The organism is Pseudomonas sp. RGM2987 (assembly GCF_022952855.1).
Classification (GTDB): domain Bacteria; phylum Pseudomonadota; class Gammaproteobacteria; order Pseudomonadales; family Pseudomonadaceae; genus Aquipseudomonas.
Genome location: NZ_JALJDX010000210.1, coordinates 24035 through 44351 on the forward strand (window position 1 = coordinate 24035; position 20317 = coordinate 44351).

17 protein-coding genes, 1 tRNA gene and 2 pseudogenes are annotated in these 20317 nt (G+C 54.2%); 18 read left to right on the forward strand and 2 right to left on the reverse strand.

Annotated features, from left to right (window positions below; all coding sequences use genetic code 11):
• Positions 1-13 precede the first annotated feature (13 nt).
• From pgsA to RGM2987_RS19045, 15 genes and pseudogenes are all read left to right on the forward strand, one after another.
• Entirely contained in the window at positions 14-574 is a 561-nt protein-coding gene (pgsA, locus tag RGM2987_RS18975; protein WP_245144213.1) for a CDP-diacylglycerol--glycerol-3-phosphate 3-phosphatidyltransferase, read from the forward strand.
• Positions 575-636: 62 nt separating this feature from the next.
• Positions 637-712 (forward strand) — tRNA-Gly (locus RGM2987_RS18980).
• A 235-nt stretch (positions 713-947) separates the two neighbouring features.
• Positions 948-2258, forward strand: a pseudogene (locus tag RGM2987_RS18985) (integrase arm-type DNA-binding domain-containing protein); the annotation flags it as partial.
• A gap of 567 nt (positions 2259-2825) precedes the next feature.
• Positions 2826-3518 (forward strand): Crp/Fnr family transcriptional regulator, encoded by a 693-nt coding sequence (locus RGM2987_RS18990; RefSeq protein WP_245144214.1) that lies wholly within the window; start codon positions 2826-2828, stop codon positions 3516-3518.
• A 125-nt stretch (positions 3519-3643) separates the two neighbouring features.
• Positions 3644-5209, forward strand: a complete 1566-nt coding sequence (locus tag RGM2987_RS18995; protein WP_245144215.1) for a long-chain-fatty-acid--CoA ligase — start codon at positions 3644-3646, stop codon at positions 5207-5209.
• A gap of 106 nt (positions 5210-5315) precedes the next feature.
• Complete coding sequence (locus RGM2987_RS19000) at positions 5316-6104, forward strand: enoyl-CoA hydratase/isomerase family protein (protein ID WP_245144216.1); 789 nt, start codon at positions 5316-5318, stop codon at positions 6102-6104.
• Between the two features lie 10 nt (positions 6105-6114).
• On the forward strand, positions 6115-7875 hold the full coding sequence (locus RGM2987_RS19005) for an acyl-CoA dehydrogenase family protein (RefSeq protein WP_245144217.1): 1761 nt from the start codon (positions 6115-6117) through the stop codon (positions 7873-7875).
• 16 nt (positions 7876-7891) lie between these two features.
• Complete coding sequence (locus tag RGM2987_RS19010; protein ID WP_245144218.1) at positions 7892-8671, forward strand: SDR family NAD(P)-dependent oxidoreductase; 780 nt, start codon at positions 7892-7894, stop codon at positions 8669-8671.
• Between the two features lie 11 nt (positions 8672-8682).
• A complete protein-coding gene (locus tag RGM2987_RS19015; RefSeq protein ID WP_245144219.1) occupies positions 8683-9144 on the forward strand; it encodes a MaoC family dehydratase in 462 nt (153 codons plus the stop codon).
• Between the two features lie 16 nt (positions 9145-9160).
• Positions 9161-10087, forward strand: a complete 927-nt coding sequence (locus RGM2987_RS19020; RefSeq protein WP_245144220.1) for an SDR family NAD(P)-dependent oxidoreductase — start codon at positions 9161-9163, stop codon at positions 10085-10087.
• A gap of 17 nt (positions 10088-10104) precedes the next feature.
• Entirely contained in the window at positions 10105-11289 is a 1185-nt protein-coding gene (locus tag RGM2987_RS19025) for an acetyl-CoA C-acyltransferase (protein WP_245144221.1), read from the forward strand.
• A 201-nt stretch (positions 11290-11490) separates the two neighbouring features.
• Positions 11491-12810 (forward strand): DUF1329 domain-containing protein, encoded by a 1320-nt coding sequence (locus tag RGM2987_RS19030; RefSeq protein ID WP_245144304.1) that lies wholly within the window; start codon positions 11491-11493, stop codon positions 12808-12810.
• A gap of 43 nt (positions 12811-12853) precedes the next feature.
• The gene (locus tag RGM2987_RS19035) at positions 12854-13657 is read left to right on the forward strand and encodes a crotonase/enoyl-CoA hydratase family protein (protein WP_245144223.1); all 804 of its coding nucleotides are present in this window, start codon (positions 12854-12856) and stop codon (positions 13655-13657) included.
• A gap of 17 nt (positions 13658-13674) precedes the next feature.
• On the forward strand, positions 13675-14244 hold the full coding sequence (locus RGM2987_RS19040; RefSeq protein WP_245144226.1) for a TetR/AcrR family transcriptional regulator: 570 nt from the start codon (positions 13675-13677) through the stop codon (positions 14242-14244).
• A gap of 74 nt (positions 14245-14318) precedes the next feature.
• Entirely contained in the window at positions 14319-15359 is a 1041-nt protein-coding gene (locus tag RGM2987_RS19045; protein WP_245144229.1) for an MBL fold metallo-hydrolase, read from the forward strand.
• An 805-nt stretch (positions 15360-16164) separates the two neighbouring features.
• On the opposite strand, the gene RGM2987_RS19050 is transcribed toward RGM2987_RS19045, so the two are convergent.
• On the reverse strand, positions 16165-16974 hold the full coding sequence (locus tag RGM2987_RS19050; protein ID WP_245144231.1) for an isocitrate lyase/phosphoenolpyruvate mutase family protein: 810 nt from the start codon (positions 16972-16974) through the stop codon (positions 16165-16167).
• 249 nt (positions 16975-17223) lie between these two features.
• Here RGM2987_RS19050 and RGM2987_RS19055 point away from each other — a divergent pair.
• A pseudogene (locus tag RGM2987_RS19055) lies at positions 17224-17483 on the forward strand (OprD family outer membrane porin); the annotation flags it as partial.
• Between the two features lie 70 nt (positions 17484-17553).
• Here RGM2987_RS19055 and RGM2987_RS19060 read toward each other — a convergent pair.
• Positions 17554-18267, reverse strand: coding sequence for an autoinducer binding domain-containing protein (locus tag RGM2987_RS19060; protein ID WP_245144233.1), 714 nt, complete (start codon positions 18265-18267; stop codon positions 17554-17556).
• Positions 18268-18652: 385 nt separating this feature from the next.
• Here RGM2987_RS19060 and RGM2987_RS19065 point away from each other — a divergent pair, with 385 nt between their 5' ends.
• Both RGM2987_RS19065 and RGM2987_RS19070 read left to right on the forward strand, forming a co-directional pair.
• Positions 18653-19237 carry an acyl-homoserine-lactone synthase gene (locus RGM2987_RS19065; RefSeq protein WP_245144235.1) on the forward strand — a complete coding sequence of 195 codons (585 nt, stop codon included), beginning with the start codon at positions 18653-18655 and terminating at the stop codon, positions 19235-19237.
• A 49-nt stretch (positions 19238-19286) separates the two neighbouring features.
• Positions 19287-20315, forward strand: a complete 1029-nt coding sequence (locus RGM2987_RS19070; protein ID WP_245144238.1) for a GNAT family N-acetyltransferase — start codon at positions 19287-19289, stop codon at positions 20313-20315.
• Positions 20316-20317 lie beyond the last annotated feature (2 nt).

The window sequence follows — 20317 nt, forward strand, 5'->3', positions numbered from 1 at the left end:
GCCAGTTGTGCCGATGAATATTCCAAACCTGATTACCGTTCTACGCGTCCTGCTCATCCCGATCTTCATAGTGCTGTTCTATTTGCCGTACCACTGGAGCTACATGGCCTCGGCCTCGGTCTTCGCTTTCGCTGCCGCGACCGATTGGCTGGACGGCTACCTGGCCCGACGCCTGGAGCAGAGCACGCCGTTTGGCGCATTCCTCGATCCGGTGGCCGACAAGCTGATGGTCGCGGTGGCCCTGGTGCTGCTGGTGCAGGAACACGGCAACCTCTGGCTGACCCTGCCGGCGGCGGTGATCATCGGCCGTGAAATCGTCGTCTCGGCACTGCGCGAGTGGATGGCCGAACTGGGCGCCCGCGCCCAGGTCGCAGTGTCGAACCTTGGCAAATGGAAAACCGCCGCCCAGATGCTCGCGCTGGTGATCTTGCTGGCGAACCCGTCGGACTTCAGCTTCTGGGTCCTGCTGGGCTACGCGCTGTTGCTGGTCTCCGCCGGCCTGACGCTCTGGTCGATGGTCCAATACCTGCGCGCCGCCTGGCCGCACCTGCGGACCGACGTGGACCCGAAATAAAACTTTTTGAATCAAAGGCTTGACGGCGTAATCTGAATCTATAGAATGCGCCACACCAAGACGCGGGAATAGCTCAGTTGGTAGAGCACGACCTTGCCAAGGTCGGGGTCGCGAGTTCGAGTCTCGTTTCCCGCTCCAGATATAGCGCTACAGAGTTCCAATGAATTCTGTAAGTGATTGAAATAAGGGCCGAAAGGCTCTTTTTTCGTTCTGGCGGAAACCACTGAAATCCAGCGGTATCCGGTGCTTTTAAGTCCCGATTTAAGTCCCGACTGGGAAATTTGAATTTAGACGAGCACCGAATCGGTTTTTCGCTGGAGCAGCTCGGTTAGCGAGAGAAGCATCTGGCCCTGACTCTGTTCAGGAGCTCGCTATGGCACTCTCGGATACGACCGTTCGGCAAGCCCGAATCACTGGCAATGACTACACGATAGGCGACACGGATGGGCTTGCGCTCAACGTGACCGCCCGCGGCGGGAAAATCTGGCGTTTCCGATACTACTGGGCGGGCGTGCAGAAGCGCATGTCTCTGGGTAGCTATCCGCAAATCAGCCTTAAAGAAGCCCGTGCCCGACGTGATGAGGCTCGCGCCTTAGTTGCCCAAGGCATCAATCCATATGAGCATCGTAAACGGCAGCGTCGTGCTGTTCGTTTTGCGGCAGAGCATACCTTTGAGGCCGTGTTCAATCAGTGGGTGGAGTTCCGCAGGCTGAGCCTGAAGGAAGGTCGCCAGAGCACACTCTCGCAGATCTTGCGAATCTTCAACAAAGACGTTTTGCCCACGCTGGGTGGACGCTCCATCTACGATATCAATCGTCACGATCTGTTGGATTTACTCAGCAGAATTGAACAGCGCAAGGCCTTCACGACCGCCGAAAAATGCCGGACCTGGTTCAACCAATTGTTCCGCTATGCGCTAGTGAAGATCGAGGGGCTGGAGCACAACCCAGCGTCAGACCTTGACGTAGTTGCCCTCCCCAAACCTCCGGTTACGCACAATCCATTTCTCCGAATGGACGAGCTCCCGGCATTGATGGCTGCTCTTCGAAACTACGGTGGCGCCAACCAAACTCGGCTGGCCTTCGGTTGTTGCTGCTGACCGGCGTCCGCACGGGCGAGTTGCGGTTGGCTACACCTGACCAGTTCGATCTGGAAAAGCGGTTGCGGGTCATACCGGCGGAGGTGGTGAAACAGCTCCAGCTAGCCATGCGAAAGCCAGGTAAGCAGATTCAAAATGTACCGCCCTACATTGTCCCGCTGTCGGTTCAGGCGCTTGAGATCGTGCGTCACTTGCTGGACCAGGTTGTCCCCGCACAGTGCTACTTGTTTGCGCATCGAAGCGACCTGAGCAAGCGTATCAGTGAGAACACGCTGAATGGCGCGTTACGTCGGATGGGGTATGCCGATCAACTCACCGGTCATGGGATGAGGGCACGATCTCGACGGCGCTGAACGAGATCGGATATCCCAAGGTGTGGGTGGATGCCCAGCTTTCTCATGCCGACCCGGACAAGGTGAGTGCGGCCTACAATCACGGGAAAACGTGGAGCAGCGCCGGACCATGATGCAGGATTGGGCGAACCGTCTGGATCTGTGGGGGCAGGGCCAGCTGAAAGCGGCAAGTTCTCCGCTTACCATTCGTCTAGAGGGTGCAGCTTCGTTACCTTCGTTGGAAAACGCGAACACAAACGCCGTTCTGTACGGCAGTGGCTTCCCAGCGACGACGGTCCCAGCCTCCAAAACATCCGCCGACGGGTACTGGGGCGATCTGACGGTCCTTTCTTCAATGCATCGAGCCTTCGAAGGTGTCTCGGGCATCTGTTTCGGTATATCGGTGTCTGCTAGCTTTCTGGAAGCCACCGTCAATACAGCAGCAGTGGCGCGGCACCATGGTATCGAGGCTTTCGTGAACATGTCTTAGGTCAAAAAAATCGCACAGCGCCAATAGTCCGGGCGCATGCGGCAGCCAAAGCGTCCATGGTCATGCCGTGATATTTCGGTTTAGCTGCCTGTCACGAGACATTTTCGGTGGTCGCACGAGTGAGCCTCAGCCATGCGACGGATTATGTGATGGTCGTTTTACTACTTACCTACGGCGGGTTTAGAGTCCACGTCATACCAATCGTTTGGTATTAACTGTGTACAGTCCGAGCTTAGCTCGCAACGTAAGCGTCGGATAACGTTCTATACATCTCAAGTGCCTGCTTGGTTGTTGTGAACATCAATCGATTAGCCGAGGAGAACAATAAAAATGAGTGGCTTCAACTGGGTTGAGGATCTTAGCGCTAGCGTACGTAAGGCACTGATAGACAAAGCGCGCATCAAAGTCTTCGCTGATGGCTGCACCATCTATGCGCAAGGTGACGTTGTGACCGATGTTTTTCAGATCATCACCGGTGAAATCAGGCAATGCATCCTTACCCCGGATGGCCAAGAAGTCCTCATGTATATCTACCGCTCAGGGGATTTGGTCGGGGACAGTTCAGTGGTTGAGGATGACCCCTATTCGGTGACCATACTGGCGAGAGGGGAGGTTACCGCGAGAGCTTGGTCAATCAAGGATTTCGCGGCCCTGCGCACAGCACATCCAGAAATTGAGGCTGCGATCTCTGCCCAGAGCAGCCGGCGTTTGCGCAGTACCCTAAAGCTCCTCGAGGAACTGCTCACGCAGCCTCTAGCCGCTCGCGTTGCATCCCGTGTTTTTTGGCTCTCAAAAATGATTGGGGCATCGCCTGATGGTGCTGATTTGTCTCTGTCACAAGCCGATTTAGGCTTGATGGTGGGGAGCGCTAGGCAAAACGTTAATCGAGTAGTGCAGGAACTGCGCAAGCTAAAACTCATCGAAACCGAGTACGGCAGGGTGGTCGTAAGGGATCCCGAGGGCCTGAAGCGTTACATCAGTGAGCACCAACGCCACAGTCGAGATGATCTCTCTGATCAGTAATTGGCTCTGCGAGCAAATATCCAAAACATTGTCTTCTGGAAGACGTTGTTGATTTTAGATATCACCTAGCATCGGTCTCGAAAGCGCCACCCAAAAATAATCAGGGCGCTTCTGGAGACTTTTCGATGGCTGAGTTGACTCTGGCCAATGTTGCTCGCGCAACGGCCAAGACGCGTCCCGATCAAACCGCCTTGGTATTCGGCGACCGGAAGACGAGTGTTCACGAGCTAGATTATCGCGCTAACCAGGTTGCCAATGGATTGATGTCCTTGGGTGTGACCGATCAAGAGCGCATCGCCATTTTGGATAACAGTAGCGACCAGTTCTACGAGATTTGGCTGGGTTCGGCCCGTGCCAATCTTGTGCTGACTCCGCTGAACAGCCGCCTTTCTGCACCTGAGGTTCTTCAGGTGCTTTCCGATTGCCTTCCTCGCGTGCTGTTCGTAGGACCCTCATTTGAGGGACTTATCGAGGAAATTAAAACCCAGTTGACCTTCGTTGAGCATTTTTTCGTAACCGGCAGCGCCTACGCGCGATGGCGGGATGAACATTCGGCGATTGCGGTTGAGTCTAAAATGCTGCCGTCCGACGACTGCCTTCAGATCTACACCAGTGGTACGACCGGCACTCCTAAGGGAGTTCGTTTAACCAGCGATAATCTCTTTCTCGCGCCTCTATCGTCTCTCACTACAGGTGAACGCAGTCCCTGCGGCGACATTAGCTCAGATGATGTTGTTCTCCTCTGTTTGCCGCACGCTCATGTCGCAGGTGCAATGCTGGGCATCTACGGATTGGCTATGGGCTCGCGTGTCATTGTGACCAGCGAGTTTGTGCCAGCTGAGATAGCAGCGACCATTGATAAAGAGCACGTCACATTGACGCTGATGGTGCCTGTCATGATTCGTGGATTGCTCGCGGCAATGGAAAAAACAGGGCTGGCGTGCAAGAGCCTCAAAACCATTCTGTATGGCGCTGCGCCGATGGCAACCAGTCTGCTACGGCACGCCATGGAAGCACTGCCGAACAGTGGATTTGGTCAGCTTTATGGCCTCACCGAAACCTCTGGGCCGATCACCTATTTATCGCCTGAAGACCATCACTCCATCGTTTCCGGCAACGCCGATTTGGCGCTTTCATGCGGCGCTGCTACTGCATCGGTTGAGCTTCGCGTTGTAGATCCATATGGATTGCCTCTACCACCAGGCGAAATCGGAGAGATCACCTGCCGGTCTTCACAGGTGATGAAAGGCTATTGGAAGCGACCAACGGAAACGTTGGCCGCTATTCAGGATGGCTGGTTCTATACCGGGGACATGGGCTATTTAGACGCGAGCGGCTATCTGTTCATCTACGACCGTAAGCGCGACATGATCATTACTGGCGGTGAGAACGTATATCCCGCCGAGGTCGAAAACATTCTCTATAGCCACCCTGCGATCCAGGACGTTGCGATTATTGGCGTGCCCGATGAGCAGTGGGGAGAGGCAGTCAAAGCGGTAGCGGTGCTCAAGCCTGATGCCGTCCTTACATCCGATGAACTCATTGCATACGTCAAGGGCAAGGTGGCTAGTTTCAAGGTACCGAAGACCGTCGATTTCGCAAGCGATTTACCCCGCAACGCGACCGGTAAAGTACTTCGACGCCTGATTCGCGAACCGTATTGGAACGCTCAGGGCCGAGGCGTGGCATGAGTCGGTTGTAAGCCACCTTTCTGATGAACTCACCACAGTAAAAAAACCTCGCAAATGCGGGGAGCGCAATCGGCTTGCCGATAAAAACTCAAGTAGGAGATGAAACATGACCGTTAAATTTGAAATGGATGGCCCGCTGGCAATCGCAACCTTCTGCGACGGCCCGATGAATCTTCTCACTTTCAATTCGTTTCGCGGCTTGATGGATGCAGTGGAACAGGCAATTGAAAACAAAGCGCGTGCCTTTTTGACTTTGGCTGAAGGCGACCACTTCTGCGCCGGCGCTCACATCATCGAAAACTTCGTGGGCCAGGACGCAAACTTTGCTCGGCGCATGTTGAGCCGCTCTATTCCAGAGATGCAGCGTTTCGAGAATCTACCGTTTCCAACAGTTGTAGCCGTGCGCGGTATGTGTCTGGGCGGCGGCTGCGAGATGGCTCAAATCCACGACATCATCTTTGCCGGAGAGGGCGCAAACTTCGGCCAGGTGGAGGCTCGTATTGGTACCACTACATTGCTCGGCGGGGCACAACGACTGGTCGCCCGAGTAGGACTTGCACGCGCGAAAGAGATGGTTTTCTCAGCCGGTATTTACGATGCTAAAACCATGCTCGATTGGGGCTTGATCAACCGAATCATCCCTGATGCTGAAGTCGAAGCTAAAGCGCGCGCTTACGCGATGAAGTTAGCCAATGGCCCAACTGTTGCCTATGCAGCCTCCAAGCACCTTATCAATACCGCAGTCGGCTTTGGTCAGTCAGCAGCTGATCAGCGTGTAATCGAGTCAGGGCCGGCCACCTTTGCGACCCGCGACATGATGGATGCAGTCAACACGTTTGCCACTGAAGGTGCCGACTCTCTGCTTAAAGGCACCCTGAAATTCACCGGCGAGTGAGGTTAGTCCAATGACTACCTACAAAGCCCCGGTAGGGGAATATCAGTTCCTTGCCAGCCACGTGCTGGCCAAGGAGTTCGATTTCATCGCCAATGACGACGCTTCGACCGAAACGCTGGGAGTGCTCTTAGAAAGTCTCGGCAGCTTCGTGAATGACCGCTTACTTCCCATTGCATCTTCGGCTGATAGCTCTGGCTGCCGTGTCACCGCTGAGGGTGTTAAGGCGCCTGAGGGGTACAAGGACGCCTATCGAGCTTTCGTTGCCGATGGATGGGGAGGGATGCACACGGCGAAGGAGGACGGAGGCCAAGGTTTACCGCTGACATTCGGCTTTGCATGCGACGAAGTGTTAAGTAGCGGTGCGATGGCTTTCTCGCTCTACACAGCGATTCGTCTTGGCGTTTACGCCGTTCTTAAGCAGCTAGGCTCCGACTATTTGAAGGAGACATACCTCAGCAAGATCGGCAGCGGCGAATGGAATGGCACGATGTGCCTGACCGAACCGCAGTGCGGTACTGACCTCTCGCTGATTCGCACCGCGGCAACTGACGCGGGAGATGGTACGTATCGCGTTTCGGGAACAAAGATCTTCATTACCGGTGGCGATCACGACCTCACCAGCAACATTGTGCATCTCGTACTGGCGCGGGTTCAGGGAGGGCCTGCTGGTTTAGCTGGCTTGGGGCTCTTCATCGTTCCAAAGCGCAAACCCAGTGCTGATGGCCAGTGGGTTGAAGCTAACGGCGTGGTTTGTTCTCGCGTGGAAGAAAAGCTCGGCATCCATGCTTCGGCTACCAGCGAGTTACTGTTCGAAAACGCCCAAGCCTGGATTGTAGGTAAACCAGGTGAGGGCCTCTTCGGCATGTTCAACATGATGAAGCTGGCTCGCCTGGGTACGCCATTTCAGGCAATTGGAGTTGCTGAAATGGCTACCCAAAAGGCTGTCAGCTATGCCTGTGAGCGGGTGCAAGGGCGAGATCTCGTGGGGGGCACCAAAGGTGCTATCCGCATTACTGATCATCCAAACATTCGTCGTGAAATAGTTCGGATGCGCACGCTGACTGCATCTGCTCGGATGCTGGCTGTTACTGCAGCGCTGGTGAATGAGCAGACGTATTCAGAAGACGGTGTGCAGGTCATGACTGCGAATGTGCTTTTGCCCGTTCTGATGTCGGTGTCCAAAGCCGTGTGCAGTGAGATTGGTGTCGAGGTGGCTACCGCCTCGATGCAGACACACGGCGGGCACGGCTACATACGCGATACCGGCGTTGAAGCTTTACTGCGAGATGTCCAGATCTTGCCTATTTACGAAGGCACCAACGACGTTCAGGCGCTTGATCTGGTGTTACGCCGTTTGGACGATGGCCGCACTCAATCCGTAGATGCAGTCCTGTATTGGTTGCGCGAACAAATCACCGCGCTTCCAGATATTCAGGAATCGGATACCTATACCGAGCTGACCCGAAACACTCTCGACCAACTGGAGGAGGCAATCACTCTGCTCAAAGCAGACATGCAGTCTTCGCGCTTCGCGGCCCTGCAGTGTGCGCGCGAATTCCTCTGGATTATTGGTCATGCGGTCATGTCGACCATGTGGCTGCGGGTGCTCGGCGCGTTGAAATCCCCAGATCTACCTGTAGATCCCGCCGCGAAACGCGCAGAAGCAGAGTTTTATTTCGCATATCTGCTACCGGAAGTCGCATTGCGTATCGCTCGTTTAAAGGCCTCTGCCGAGATCGAGCGGGCGTTGACGGCCTATCCAGTTAACTAATAAACGAGAACCCAACATGACTTCTACGAACGAGCTTTTCAATATCAGCGGCAAGGTTGCGTTGGTCACTGGCGGAACCCGTGGCATCGGATTCATGATCGCCAAAGGCTTGGTGCAGGCCGGCGTTAAAACCTATGTCGTGTCACGTAAAGCTGAAGCTTGCGCGGCAGCTGAGGAGGAACTGAAACAATATGGCGAGGCCGTCGGCATCGCCGCTGACCTGGCCGACCAGGAGCAACTGAGCAAGCTGGCTGGAGAGATCCTTCGCCGTGAACCGAAGCTGCACATTCTAGTGAACAACGCTGGAGCCAGTTGGGGCGCGAACTTCGGCGAGTTCCCAGAGAGCGGCTGGGACAAAGTGATGGATTTGAACTTGAAGTCCATCTTTTTCCTCACCCAGGCACTTGGCACCGCGCTTCAGGCCGCTGGTACCGATGTCGACCCAGCTCGCGTCATCAACATCGGCTCAGTCGATGGGATGACCAGTCCAGATTTTGGTAACTACTCGTACTCGGCCAGCAAAGCGGCCGTTCATCACTTGACCCGGCATCTCGCCAAGCATCTGTCGACGGCAAACATCAACGTCAATGCGATTGCCCCTGGGCCGTTCGAGACAAAGATGACGGAGCACATGCTCAAGGTAAAAGGCGATGAAATCATCAAAGTCATTCCTCGCCGTCGCACCGGTTCGGAGTCAGATGCCGCTGGCACAACCATCTTCCTGTCATCGGCCGCTTCGGCCTACATCACTGGCGCGATCATCCCTCTCGATGGCGGCTTCTCCACTACTCGTTGATGAGCATCGATATGCACAACAAAACCGTAACCGCTGATGAGCTGCGTGGGCTTGTCGGCAAAGATCTCGAACCCTCTCCCTGGCTCAGCTTGGACCAGGAAAGAATCAGCGCATTTGCGGAAGTCACTGAGGATCGTCAGTTCATTCACGTTGACATTGAGAAGGCCAAGAATTCCCCATTTGGCGGCACCATTGCTCACGGCCTTCTGACGCTCTCCATGCTGCCTTCGATGATTGAAAAGACCCTGCCAGCGTTGGAAGGAATGAAGGCCAGCATCAACTACGGCTACAACAAGATTCGCTTTTTGTCCCCTGTGCGCAGCGGCAAGAAAGTACGAGCCAAATTCGTCATTGCAGAATTCGGCGAAACAGGCCCTGGCCGCTACCAGATCATCACCAATATCACTGTTGAGATCGAGGGTGAGGACAAGCCTGCGCTGATAGCTGAGTGGATCAGCATCGTTCTGGTTTGAATTCGAGGAAAATGAAATGACGATTCGATTTGACGGCCGTGTAGCAATTGTTACTGGGGCTGGTAATGGGCTAGGGCGTTCACACGCTCTGGGCTTAGCGGCACGGGGGGCCAAAGTTGTAATCAACGACCTTGGTGGCTCCTGTGACGGTAGTGGGGCGAACTCTGCTGCTGCGCAAGCCGTGGTTGAAGAGATTCGTGCTGCTGGTGGTGAGGCCTTCGCCAATGGTGCCAACGTCGCCAACAACGAAGAAGTTGAAGAGATGGTGACGCAGGCGGTTGAGAAGTGGGGGCGCGTTGATGTCCTCATTAACAACGCGGGTATTCTGCGTGACTCCACGTTTGCAAAAGGCTCGTTGGATGACTTCTGGAAAGTCGTCGACGTACACCTTCGCGGAACGGTGAACTGCACCAAAGCCGTGTGGGACCTCATGCGTGCGCAGAACTACGGCCGCATTGTGCTCACGTCCTCTGCGTCGGGTTTGTATGGCAATTTCGGCCAGTCCAACTATGGCGCCGCGAAAGCAGCCATGCTGGGGCTGATGAACGTGCTGCACCTGGAAGGTGTGAAGAATGACATCCGCGTAAACGTGTTGGCGCCGACGGCAGCAACTCGAATGACCGAAGGCCTTATTCCGCTTTCAGTGATGCCGCTTCTGGCACCCGAAACCATCACCCCCGGTTTGCTTTATCTCGCCAGCGAATCTGCTCCTTCCAAGGTGACTCTGGGTGCGGGCGCAGGGGTCTTCGCGTGCAGCAATCTCTATGAGACTGAGGGTTTGTTCTTGCACGAGCAGGAGCGAACTCCAGAGGTCATAGCCCAGCGATTCAACGAGATCGCCGCGATCGAAGGGCAGATAGCTCTCGAAGGTGCTACCGCCCAAACCATGCGATTCGTTCGCAAAGCAGCAGACGCCCTTGGCGTCGTGCTTCCAACGGCCTAAGCCAAGAGAATTTCATCATGCGTGAAGCAGTCATCGTCTCCACTGCCCGTACACCCATTGGCCGCGCCTTTCGGGGCGCGCTCAATGACACCAAGTCACCCACTCTCATGGCTCATGCAATTCGTCATGCTGTCGAACGCTCCGGCCTTGAAGGTGAGGTGTTTGAGGACGCGGTAATCGGCACTGTTCTCGCTGCTGGTACTGCGGGTGGCAACGTTGCGCGCCTCGCTGTTTTCGCTGCTGGATTGCCCGTTACTGTTCCTGCGCAAACGATGGACCGCCAGTGTTCATCCGGTCTGATGGCCATTGCTACCGCAGCTAAACAAATCACCTTTGACGGTATGGAGGCTGCCATTGCTGGTGGTCAGGACAACATTTCAGCGGTTCAAAACAACTACTTCGGGTGGGTTGCGCAGGAGGCTGACCCGAATGTAGTCGCAATGGTTCAGAGCGCCTATATGCCGATGCTTCACACGGCCGAATTTGTGGCGAAGAAATACGGCATCTCGCGCGAGGTGCAGGATCGCTACTCCCTGGAGTCGCAGTTGCGCACAGCCCGCGCTCAGGAGCTTGGGCTATTCGGCGACGAGATAGCACCGTTTCAGGCATGCATGAAATTGCAGGACAAGGAAACTGGCGAAATCAGTTTCCGCGACATCCTTCTCAGCAAGGACGAGGGCAATCGCCCTGACACGACCTATGAAGGTCTCTCTCAGCTCAAACCCGTTGTCGAAGGCGGCCTGATTACCGGCGGCAATGCCAGCCAGCTATCTGATGGGGCCTCGGCTTGTGTGTTGACCGAGGCTCGCTTTGCCGAGCGCCGTGGTTTGGAGCCACTGGGTATCTATCGCGGCATGACGGTTGCTGGATGCGCACCAGAGGAGATGGGCATAGGTCCTGTATACGCGATTCCAAAGCTGCTTAAACGGCACGGTTTGAAGGTGTCGGATATCGGTTTGTGGGAGCTGAATGAAGCGTTCGCCTGCCAAGTGTTGTATTGCCGCGACAAGCTCGGGATTGACCCGCAGATCTATAACGTCAACGGGGGCAGCATTTCGATTGGTCACCCATACGGTATGACAGGCTCCCGTTTGGTAGGCCATGCGCTGATTGAAGGAAAGCGCCGCGGAGCGAAATTCGTGGTCGTCGCGATGTGCATCGGTGGCGGTATGGGGGCTGCGGCGCTATTCGAGGTGGTGTGAGGGCAGTTTTCCTGTGGCGCGAGCTGTTTAATCGAACACAGGATTTTTGGGGCTGACCAGGTGCCACGCCTCTAAGTCGGCCCATTTTTTTAACCATGCTTTGAACAATAAAAATAAAAGAGAGGTGTGTCAGACATGAATGTACTGATAGAAAAATCACAGGTGTTGAGTGGGGCATTTCGCGCTTCGCTGGCAGGGGCAATGCTCATGTCCACTTTATTTTGCCCGCTGGCTTTTTCTGCTGTAACGGCAGAAAAAGCGAGTGAGCTTGGAGCTGCACTCACGCCAGTCGGAGCCGAGAAATCAGGCGATGCAGGGCTCGGTATTCCACAGTGGCAGGGCGGTCTTTCAACCAATGCGGGTGCGGTAGATGACAAAGGCTTTCTCGCGGATCCTTTCTCTAACGAGAAGCCCTTACTTGTGATTACTGCGGCCACCGCCGCGCAATACAAGGACCATATCACGCCTGGGCAACTGGCGCTTTTCAAGCGTTATCCAGAAACCTACAAGATGCCGGTTTACCCGACGCACCGCACGGCCAACTTTCCTGCTGAATGGCTGGAGATGACGCGCGCCAATGCGACTAAGGTCAAGCTGGTCGAGGGTGGGAATGGCTTAGAGAACTATGCTGGAGGCGTGCCGTTTCCAATCCCTGAAACTGGGCAGGAAGTGATTTGGAACCATTTGACGGCTTACAGAGGTCATGGCTTCAGCCGATTCGTCGTGCAGGCCACACCGCAACAAAACGGCGGGTTTGTACCGGTTCAATTTGAAGACCAGGTGCTGCCGTTTTATGGAATGAGCAAGCCGAATGGTGAGCTTCAGTATTACAAGCAAGTCGTGACAGCGCCGGCACGGTTAGCAGGCAACGTGCTATTGGTTCATGACTACTTGAACCAGGTTGATAACCCTCGACAAGCCTGGATATACAACGCTGGCCAACGTCGTGTCAGGCGTGCGCCGCAAGTGGCATACGACGGCCCAGGTACTGCCTCCGACGGTCTGCGTACTGCCGATAATCTAGACATGTTTAATGGCGCGTTGGATCGATACGACTGGAAGCTTGAGGGGAAGAAATCGCTTTTTATTGCGACCAACAGCTACCGGCTTGACTCTCCAAAGCTCAAGTACGAAGACATTATCCGGCCAGGCCATATCAACCAGGATTTGGCGCGTTACGAATTGCACCGGGTGTGGCACGTGACGGCGACGTTGAAACCGGGTGCGCGGCATATCTATGCCAAGCGCGACTTATACATCGATGAAGACAGTTGGTTGATCGCAACCGTTGATCACTATGACGGACGGGATGCTCTGTGGCGCGTTGCCGAGGGGCATGCGCAGTTCTATTACCACCAGCAGTTGCCGTCTTACACATTGGACGCGCTTTACGATCTGGCTTCGGGTCGTTATCTGGTAATGGGCATGAAGAATGAAGAAAAGCATGCCTGGAATTTCGATATCAAGCAGAAAGAGAGCGACTACACCACCGCTGGACTGCGGCAGTCAGGGGTCCGGTGAATGGCGATTCACCATTTTGTAGAAGGTTATGAGGAGCGATTCTGTGACTTGGAAATTTGTCGAGTTGAGCTATCAAGGCGTCATTGCGACCGTTACGCTTAACCGCCCCGATAAGCACAACTCTATAAATGCCCAGATGCTTGGTGAGTTGATTGCTTGCGCGGAGTATCTGAAAAATGATCCAGACATTCGCTCAGTGATAGTAACCGGAAATGGCCCTTCATTTTCGTCTGGGATGGACCTCAAAGACATCATGACGGGTGGATGGTGGAAGAAGTTGAGGGCGTTTCTACCTCTTTGGAAACCGACCATGAATCGATACCAAAAAGTATCATTGGTATGGCGTTCTTTGAGTGTTCCGGTTGTTGCGGCGATACACGGAAATTGCTTTGGAGCAGGTCTCCAAATTGCGCTCGGCGCTGACATTCGCATTGCAGCGCCGACCTCGCAGTTGTCGATCATGGAGTCCAACTGGGGATTGGTGCCCGACATGGGCGGTACGGTACTTCTAAGAGAGGTCTTACCCAAGGATATAGCCATGGAACTGACATTCTCAGGACGAACGATAAGTGCATTAGACGCCAAGGTTCTTGGGCTTGTTACGCATGTTGCTGATGATCCACTCGGGGCCGCTATTAATCTTTGCCATGAGTTTCAGCAGCAGTCGCCGGATGCGTTGGCAGCAGGAAAGAAACTGCTGATCGGAGCATGGAGCGTGAGCGAAGCATCAGCGCTTCGACTAGAGCGGTTGTGGCAGAGGCGTGTGATCGGCAAGCGAAACCAGAGCATTGCTGTGTCCCGGCGGCTGAAAAAATCGAAGCAAAGCTACATCACTCGAACCTGGTGAATACTAGGAGTGGCAGAATGGCTAAGCACACAAGCAAAAAATCAGACATTACGCGTGAGCATATCGTGGAGGCGGCATCCGATTTGTTTCGCCAATACGGCGTACACGAAGTGAGTCTGAACAAGATCATGGCCGAAATAGACATGACACCGGGAGGTTTTTATAAGTACTTCCGATCAAAGGAGATGCTCGCGGCCGAAGCGTGCGCAAGATCATTTCGTCAGACGCAAGATGCCTGCGAGGAGCAAATCGCGCGAGCGCAACGTGCCGCTAGAAATCCTTATCGTTACCTAATTAGTCAATATCTTTCGTTGTCTGAAAAAGGCAATTGCTCTATAGGTGCGTTCAGTCGGGACGCATCTGATGCATCTCACGATAAATCGTTTTCTCAGGTTTATCGTGTGGGAGTTCAATCCATATTGTCCATGTTTGTGGGGGCGGCCCAAGAGCAGGAAGCAGAAAGATGCCGTGAACAAGCCCTGGTTCACTTCGCCGCGATGTTGGGGGTAGGGCTCCTATCTCGATCAGTTGCATCCGAGAGTTGGGTGGCGGAAATTAAGTCTGCATTGCTAAATCAGTTGAGCTGAGATATTTGCCATCGTGACTTCTGAAGGGTCGAGCTAATTCGACACCATTGTCAAAGTACTGAGTAGAGGAACATATGAGCACGGTCGATTTGGAGTATCCGTTTCAGAAGCCAGAGCGCGGCTCGGTTACCGAAGTGATACCAGGAGTTCTGTGGATCCGTATGCCTCTTCCGTTCAGATTAGATCACGTAAATCTTTGGCTAATCCGGGACGATAATGGCTGGGTTGTGGTTGACACAGGAATGTTTAACGACGTTGCTGAAGCTACTTGGGAGATGATCCTACACGACGTACTTAAAGGTGAGCAGATTACTACGGTGATCGTCACTCATATGCACGCTGACCACATCGGTATGGCAGGTTGGCTGGTTAAACGCTTCAATTGTCAGTTGCGGATGACCGGAGGCGAGTATCGCGGTTGCCAGGACCTGCTAATGCTTGAAGAAACTATGCTAGCGGAGAAAGTTGGGTTCTACCACCGAGCCGGCTGGAATCAAGAAGCGCTAAGTAACCTACAAAATAACTATGGTGCGTTCAAGAGTATGGTGCATCCCTTGCCCTCCACGTTTAGGCAACTTGCGGATGGCGAACAGATCCTCATTGGGGGCAACGATTGGCAGGTGATTGTCGGGCAAGGTCATACAGTTGAACACGCCTGCCTGTATTGCCAACAGCTTAAGCTTTTTATCTCAGGCGACCAAGTGCTGCCCCGTATTACCTCTAACGTGTCCGTTCCATCACATAATCCTGAGTCGAACCCCATGGGAGGATGGATGATGACTCTGTACAAAATCAAGCGAATGGTCTTCGACAATGTCCTCGTTCTTCCTGCGCACAATGAATGCTTTAACGGTCTTCATGCACGTTTAGAAAATCTGTTGAATATTCAATACCATCTTTTTTCAGACTTGTTGCTTTTTCTCAGACTGCCACGTCGATCTATTGACGTGTTTCAATGCCTATTCGGCCGAGAAATTACTATGTCGGATGGTATTCTGTTGACGATGGCGACTGGAGAAAGCCTTGCCAATCTAAATTATCTGATTGTTTCGGGGCGAGTTATGAAAAGTCAGGATAGTTTTGGTGTCGACTGGTATCAGGCTACCCGCCTCTAGCCAAAGGGATGAAGCCTGTAAAGAAAAAGGGCGGGTCAGACTGTTGGCGCCGATGCCGGATTGACCCGGTTGCCGAAATTTACGGAGCCAATCTGACTCTGCGTGAATCATTGTCTTTACTCGACTTTTGCAGTTTTGGAGATGGGGCAGCCTTGCGTCGGCACCTGGGTCAATCCGAGGTCAGCATCAACAGACACACGTTCATTGAGCTCTGCTCACGCTAGCTACGGCCAAAATCGGAGCAGTAGCGCGTGCAACAACCGAGGCCTGCAAACTACAACCGCAACGGAGGCAGAGCCTTGCCAACGAAAATTGTGATCATGCTAGTCAGGGACAAATCCTCTGAGTTGACTCACGCGACTCGCGGACACCATTTACCTTTGACCTGGATTTTGAAAGGTATGTTTGCGGCCGACGTGATGAGCACTCGTATGGTTGGCTATGAGTGGAAGCCAGTGGCACGGGATGCTCCCCTTTTCCTGGGCTTGAAATGCATCAGGGATAAGTCCAGAATTGAGCCTTTTCGTGCTTCGGCAAGAAATGAAACCCCTTATATTTCAATGAGTCGGACACCAGATAGGAGTCTCGTTTCCCGCTCCAAGATTCAGAAAAAAGCCACTCAGATGAGTGGCTTTTTTTTGCCTGTGAGTTGCGCTAGAAATGTGGAGCGCAGAGGCATGGGGAACTCGTCGCCGTGTTCGAGTGGTAACTTGGTATTCGGTGCTCCAGCCATAGGTTCAGCATTCTCTGTACGGCCTGGAATTACACCCTTCCTGACTTTGATGGTCTTGTCCGAGGGACAGCACTACTCGGTCTTCGCCGCCATCAAAGCGTTCACTTCGCCGTATGTATGGGCTTTCAAGGTTTGAGTGTCCAGTTGGCCATTATCCAGGAAGCTGCGGACCAATCCTCCCATGGCGCCGTGCAGGAACTCGGCGATGCAGGAGCCCGCACTGAGTCGTCTGACGCCCAGACGCTTCAATTCGTCAAGAGAGGGCAGTCCGTCCCGGGACAGCAGGTTGACTGGCAGTTTGGTGTCCCGGCAGATGGCGGCAATTTCGTGCGAATCGATCACGCCAGCGGCAAACAGGCCATCCGCCCCTGCGCTGGCATACAGTGCGCTGCGCTTGAGGAGTTCCTCCAGGCGTTGTTCGGCGGGGAGCAGGTTTTTCAGGTAGACGTCGGTCCGTACGTTGATGAACAGCTTGACGCCCGCCCGGTTCGCCACCTTTCTCGCGACGTCGATCTTGCGGACAAGCAGCTCTGGAGCGCCCAGGCCGTCTTCGATGTTGATCCCAACAGCCCCGGCGACGATGACGGCATCAATCACCTGACCGACCCGGTCCAGATCATCTGAATAGCCACCTTCGATATCCACGGTGAGCGGTACGCTGAGCACGCGCACCATCGACTTGACGGTGGTGCTCAGCAGGTCGAGAGGCAGCTGGTTACCATCCTGATAACCATGGGACCAGGCCATGGCCGCGCTGCTGGTCGCGACGGCCTTGCCGCCCAGACGTTCGACGATGCGCGCACCGCCCGCGTCGGCCACGTTGGCCAAGACCAGTAGCCCATTCTGATGCAGGCTGTGAAAAGCGTTATCCAGTGTGGTCATGATCATTCAACTCCTTTGAACGTTATGTTTTTTAATGGCAAGGGCGGCGTCAGGCCGGGCTATTGTAATGATTCAATCGGGTGGTTTGTTACTGGCGGTTTGCAGTGTTTCTGCGAGGCAGTCTTAAAGGGCAGCGCTGCTTTTAGGTATAGGCGGACAGCGGGATCAAGAGAGGTCCAACAAATGCAAACTCAGCTGTTCAGCGAATTTGTTAGCCGCCGTAGATAAGGTCCGCCCGTTCCTTGCAAGCGCTACGACTACAACTTCGCGGCAATCGGCGTGCCCGGCTTGGCCTTCATGACCCGCTACATTTCGGGCGACAATGTCCAGCGCAGCGCACCAGGCGAAGGCAAGGAATGGGAGCGCAACACCGACATTGCCTATGTGGTGCAGGACGGCACGTTGAGGGGCTGGGTTTCAAATGGCGCAACGCGACGGTGCGTTCGAATTTTGGCAACGACCTGGATGAGAATCGGTTGATCGTCAGCTACACGATGGCGCTTTGGTAACCGAGGCTTGCACTGGCCACGCCTTCCCATGAGGGCGTGGTCATCATTCGAGTTTCAGAACATTTGCGTCTCAGGATAACAAGCCAGATAACGACGCCTTGACCGCCGCTTCAGTCTTGTTCGACGCCCGCAACTTGCGCATTGCATTCACCAGATGGAACTTCACCGTGCGTATGTCGATGTTCAGGATGATCCCGATTTCGACATAGGTTTTTCCCGATGCCGTCCACCTGAGGATTTCCTTCTCCCGGGCGGTCAGTGGCTTGTAAGTATCGACCATGGTTTTTGCGGAGAAAAACTGCGCCATGGCCTCATGTACCAGATGAGTCAACCAAATCAGCTTGGTCTCTTTACTTTCCATTTCCTGTATTGAAATGCGTTCGCTTGAGCGGGAGACGGAGAGCAGACCGATCGAGTTATGTTCGCGCCGCGAAGAAAGGCACCAGCCATGGTTGAGGTTGTAATGCCGCGCTTCTTCCCAGAACCCGCGCCCTGGATTTTGCTGCTGCGCAGACCAGCGCAATGGAGTCGAACGGGTCAGTCCATGTTCAACGGTGGGGTCCTGGGAGAAATAATCGCCAGCAATGTACTTTTTTTCCCAGGCGTCCGGGTAATTTGAAAGCAGAAAATATTGCGCTGGCGCTAACGGCGAACTTAATCTCAACCCATAAGAGCAAAACTCGAAGCCTAAGTCTGTTGTAACTTTAACGAGCTCGTTAAATAGCTCGTTTTCGCAAGTGCAGCCAGCCACAAGCGCTATAAGGTCTTCACGCCAATCAAACACCAATATTACCTTCCATGGTCAGCGCTCTTTCGTGACAAGAGCGGGGCTCATCATACAGGATTAAAACGCTGTCGGGAGATGCAGTGGCCTTCCTATGGCAGTCCTTCAGCAGATAAGGCCAGCGCCTGGCGCTTCCAAACATTCGGCATCGCCGATGCGTCTAGACAGAGCAATAGAAGCCAGGGCTAATGGCGCACTTTTTAGTACTAAGGTGCTAGAAAGCTGGCAAGAGACGGTATGATTCTTTTGTCGTAGATACAATTCGGTGTTTTCAAGAAGGACCTTGTGGCGACTCGCTGATTTGCCTGGCCTGCCCATTCGGGCAGCTACTCAAAAAGAGCCCGGTTTGTTGTACTGGCGGAATAATTCTCGTCAGGTGGTAGTTATGCTGACCGCGGTAACAGGGACTGTTAGCGATCTTTTGCCAGGAATGGAAACTGCGCTGGCTAAATATAGATATCAGGTATTCGTCAAAGAGTTAGGCTGGCCTTTGCCTTGTGAAAAAGGAATTGAACTAGACGCCTTTGATCGTTCTGACACAGTGTATGTCCTGGCCTGTGATGATAATCAGGAGATCTTCGGTTGTGCTCGTTTGATTCCCACGCATCGGCCTTATCTGCTGGGGGATGTTTTCCCGTATTTGATGGGAAGCAATCCGCTGCCGTCGTCGCCGCAGATATGGGAACTTTCCCGGTTCGCCATCAGCAAGCCGAAAGGGCAAGTACTGACGGCTGAGCAAGCTTGGCGAAATACAGTGAAACTGGTCAAGGAAGTCATCGACGTCGCACGTTCGAAAGGCGCGTTTCGGCTGATTGCCTTTACAGCCGTGGGCAACGAGCGTTTGCTGAAGCGGATGGGCGTCAACACCCGAAGGATTTCGGCGCCACAGCTTATCGACAATAAAAGTGTTGTGCCTTTCTGGATCGAAATCGACGACGAAACCACCAGCGCTTTGTCTCTGGCCGCCTAGTCATCATAGCGAATCATAGTTGGAATAATCGATGAGTAGAGTATCGGGCTTGGCGGCGTGCGACTGGGATGCCCTGGTACGCCTGGATGAACGTATTTCGGCCGTGGGGCGCTCCTGGCAACAACTTGAGCAGCGGGTCACCACGGCCTGCACCTACTCTGCGACCGAGCACAATGTGCCGGTGGCGTGGAGGGATGAAGAGGGCGAGGTCGTCGCGTTCTGCATCGTGCATTTCGATCGGCAGGATACGGTCAACGGCGTGGGCAACGCGTATTTCTCCACGCTGATGGCCTTGCCGGTTGCGAGCGTGCTGAAACAGCTGTTGTGCAGCTGTGTCGAGTACATAAACAACACGAGGCTGTTGCCCGGACAGGTGACGGAGCTGGTGGGCCCTCTCCACAGTTCGTTCCTGGTTGAGCGCGGTTTGCGCACATTCGAGTCGGACTTCAATGTGTTTTCGTTGCCGTCCAACAGCCCTGAGCTAACCGACGCCTTGATCGAGGCCGGTTGCGAAAAGGCAAAGGACCTGATTGAAATTGTGTTCCAGCCCCCAGCCGAGGGCTACCAGCAGCACGACCTGGAAGAAAAACTGACCCGGCGCTTGACGGGTATTCAGTTCCATCGTTATGGCCAGGACGAGTTGGTCGCCAAGAGTCAAGCGCTGGCTGACTGCTACAACCGCGTCTGGCAACGGAACTGGGGTTTCAGTCCTTCCTCCGCCGGGCAGTTTGAAGTGGCGGCTCGCAACATCAAGGACATATCGGCACTGATTGCCGAACAGGACGGCGAAATCCTTGGCTTCACCATGTTTGCTCCGGCGATGAACGAGCAGGGTGTGTATGGCCGCGCGTTCTTTACCGGGGTGGCCCCGGAATATCAGAAAAAAGGCCTGTCGGTTGCGCTGACATTGAAATTGTCCGCCATCGCCTTACACCAGGTGGGCCGCAGCAAAATCAGTGTGTCTTGGATGCTCGAGGATAACGTCATGGTGCTTCGAACGATGCGCCACCTCACCCGCGATGGCATTTGCACCGAAAGGGCCTATCGCGTCTTCAGATACACCGCATCGGTTGAGTGAGA

Bases quoted from the DNA above. Each gene is read 5' to 3' on its own strand.
- RGM2987_RS19015 (WP_245144219.1), top strand. From the start codon at position 8,683: ATGCACAACAAAACCGTAACCGCTGATGAGCTGCGTGGGCTTGTCGGC.
- RGM2987_RS19025 (WP_245144221.1), top strand. From the start codon at position 10,105: ATGCGTGAAGCAGTCATCGTCTCCACTGCCCGTACACCCATTGGCCGC.
- pgsA (WP_245144213.1), top strand. From the start codon at position 14: ATGAATATTCCAAACCTGATTACCGTTCTACGCGTCCTGCTCATCCCG.
- RGM2987_RS19000 (WP_245144216.1), top strand. From the start codon at position 5,316: ATGACCGTTAAATTTGAAATGGATGGCCCGCTGGCAATCGCAACCTTC.
- RGM2987_RS19040 (WP_245144226.1), top strand. From the start codon at position 13,675: ATGGCTAAGCACACAAGCAAAAAATCAGACATTACGCGTGAGCATATC.
- RGM2987_RS19030 (WP_245144304.1), top strand. From the start codon at position 11,491: ATGCTCATGTCCACTTTATTTTGCCCGCTGGCTTTTTCTGCTGTAACG.
- RGM2987_RS19045 (WP_245144229.1), top strand. From the start codon at position 14,319: ATGAGCACGGTCGATTTGGAGTATCCGTTTCAGAAGCCAGAGCGCGGC.
- RGM2987_RS19020 (WP_245144220.1), top strand. From the start codon at position 9,161: ATGACGATTCGATTTGACGGCCGTGTAGCAATTGTTACTGGGGCTGGT.
- RGM2987_RS18990 (WP_245144214.1), top strand. From the start codon at position 2,826: ATGAGTGGCTTCAACTGGGTTGAGGATCTTAGCGCTAGCGTACGTAAG.
- RGM2987_RS19005 (WP_245144217.1), top strand. From the start codon at position 6,115: ATGACTACCTACAAAGCCCCGGTAGGGGAATATCAGTTCCTTGCCAGC.
- RGM2987_RS19010 (WP_245144218.1), top strand. From the start codon at position 7,892: ATGACTTCTACGAACGAGCTTTTCAATATCAGCGGCAAGGTTGCGTTG.
- RGM2987_RS18995 (WP_245144215.1), top strand. From the start codon at position 3,644: ATGGCTGAGTTGACTCTGGCCAATGTTGCTCGCGCAACGGCCAAGACG.
- RGM2987_RS19065 (WP_245144235.1), top strand. From the start codon at position 18,653: ATGCTGACCGCGGTAACAGGGACTGTTAGCGATCTTTTGCCAGGAATG.
- RGM2987_RS19050 (WP_245144231.1), bottom strand. From the start codon at position 16,974: ATGACCACACTGGATAACGCTTTTCACAGCCTGCATCAGAATGGGCTA.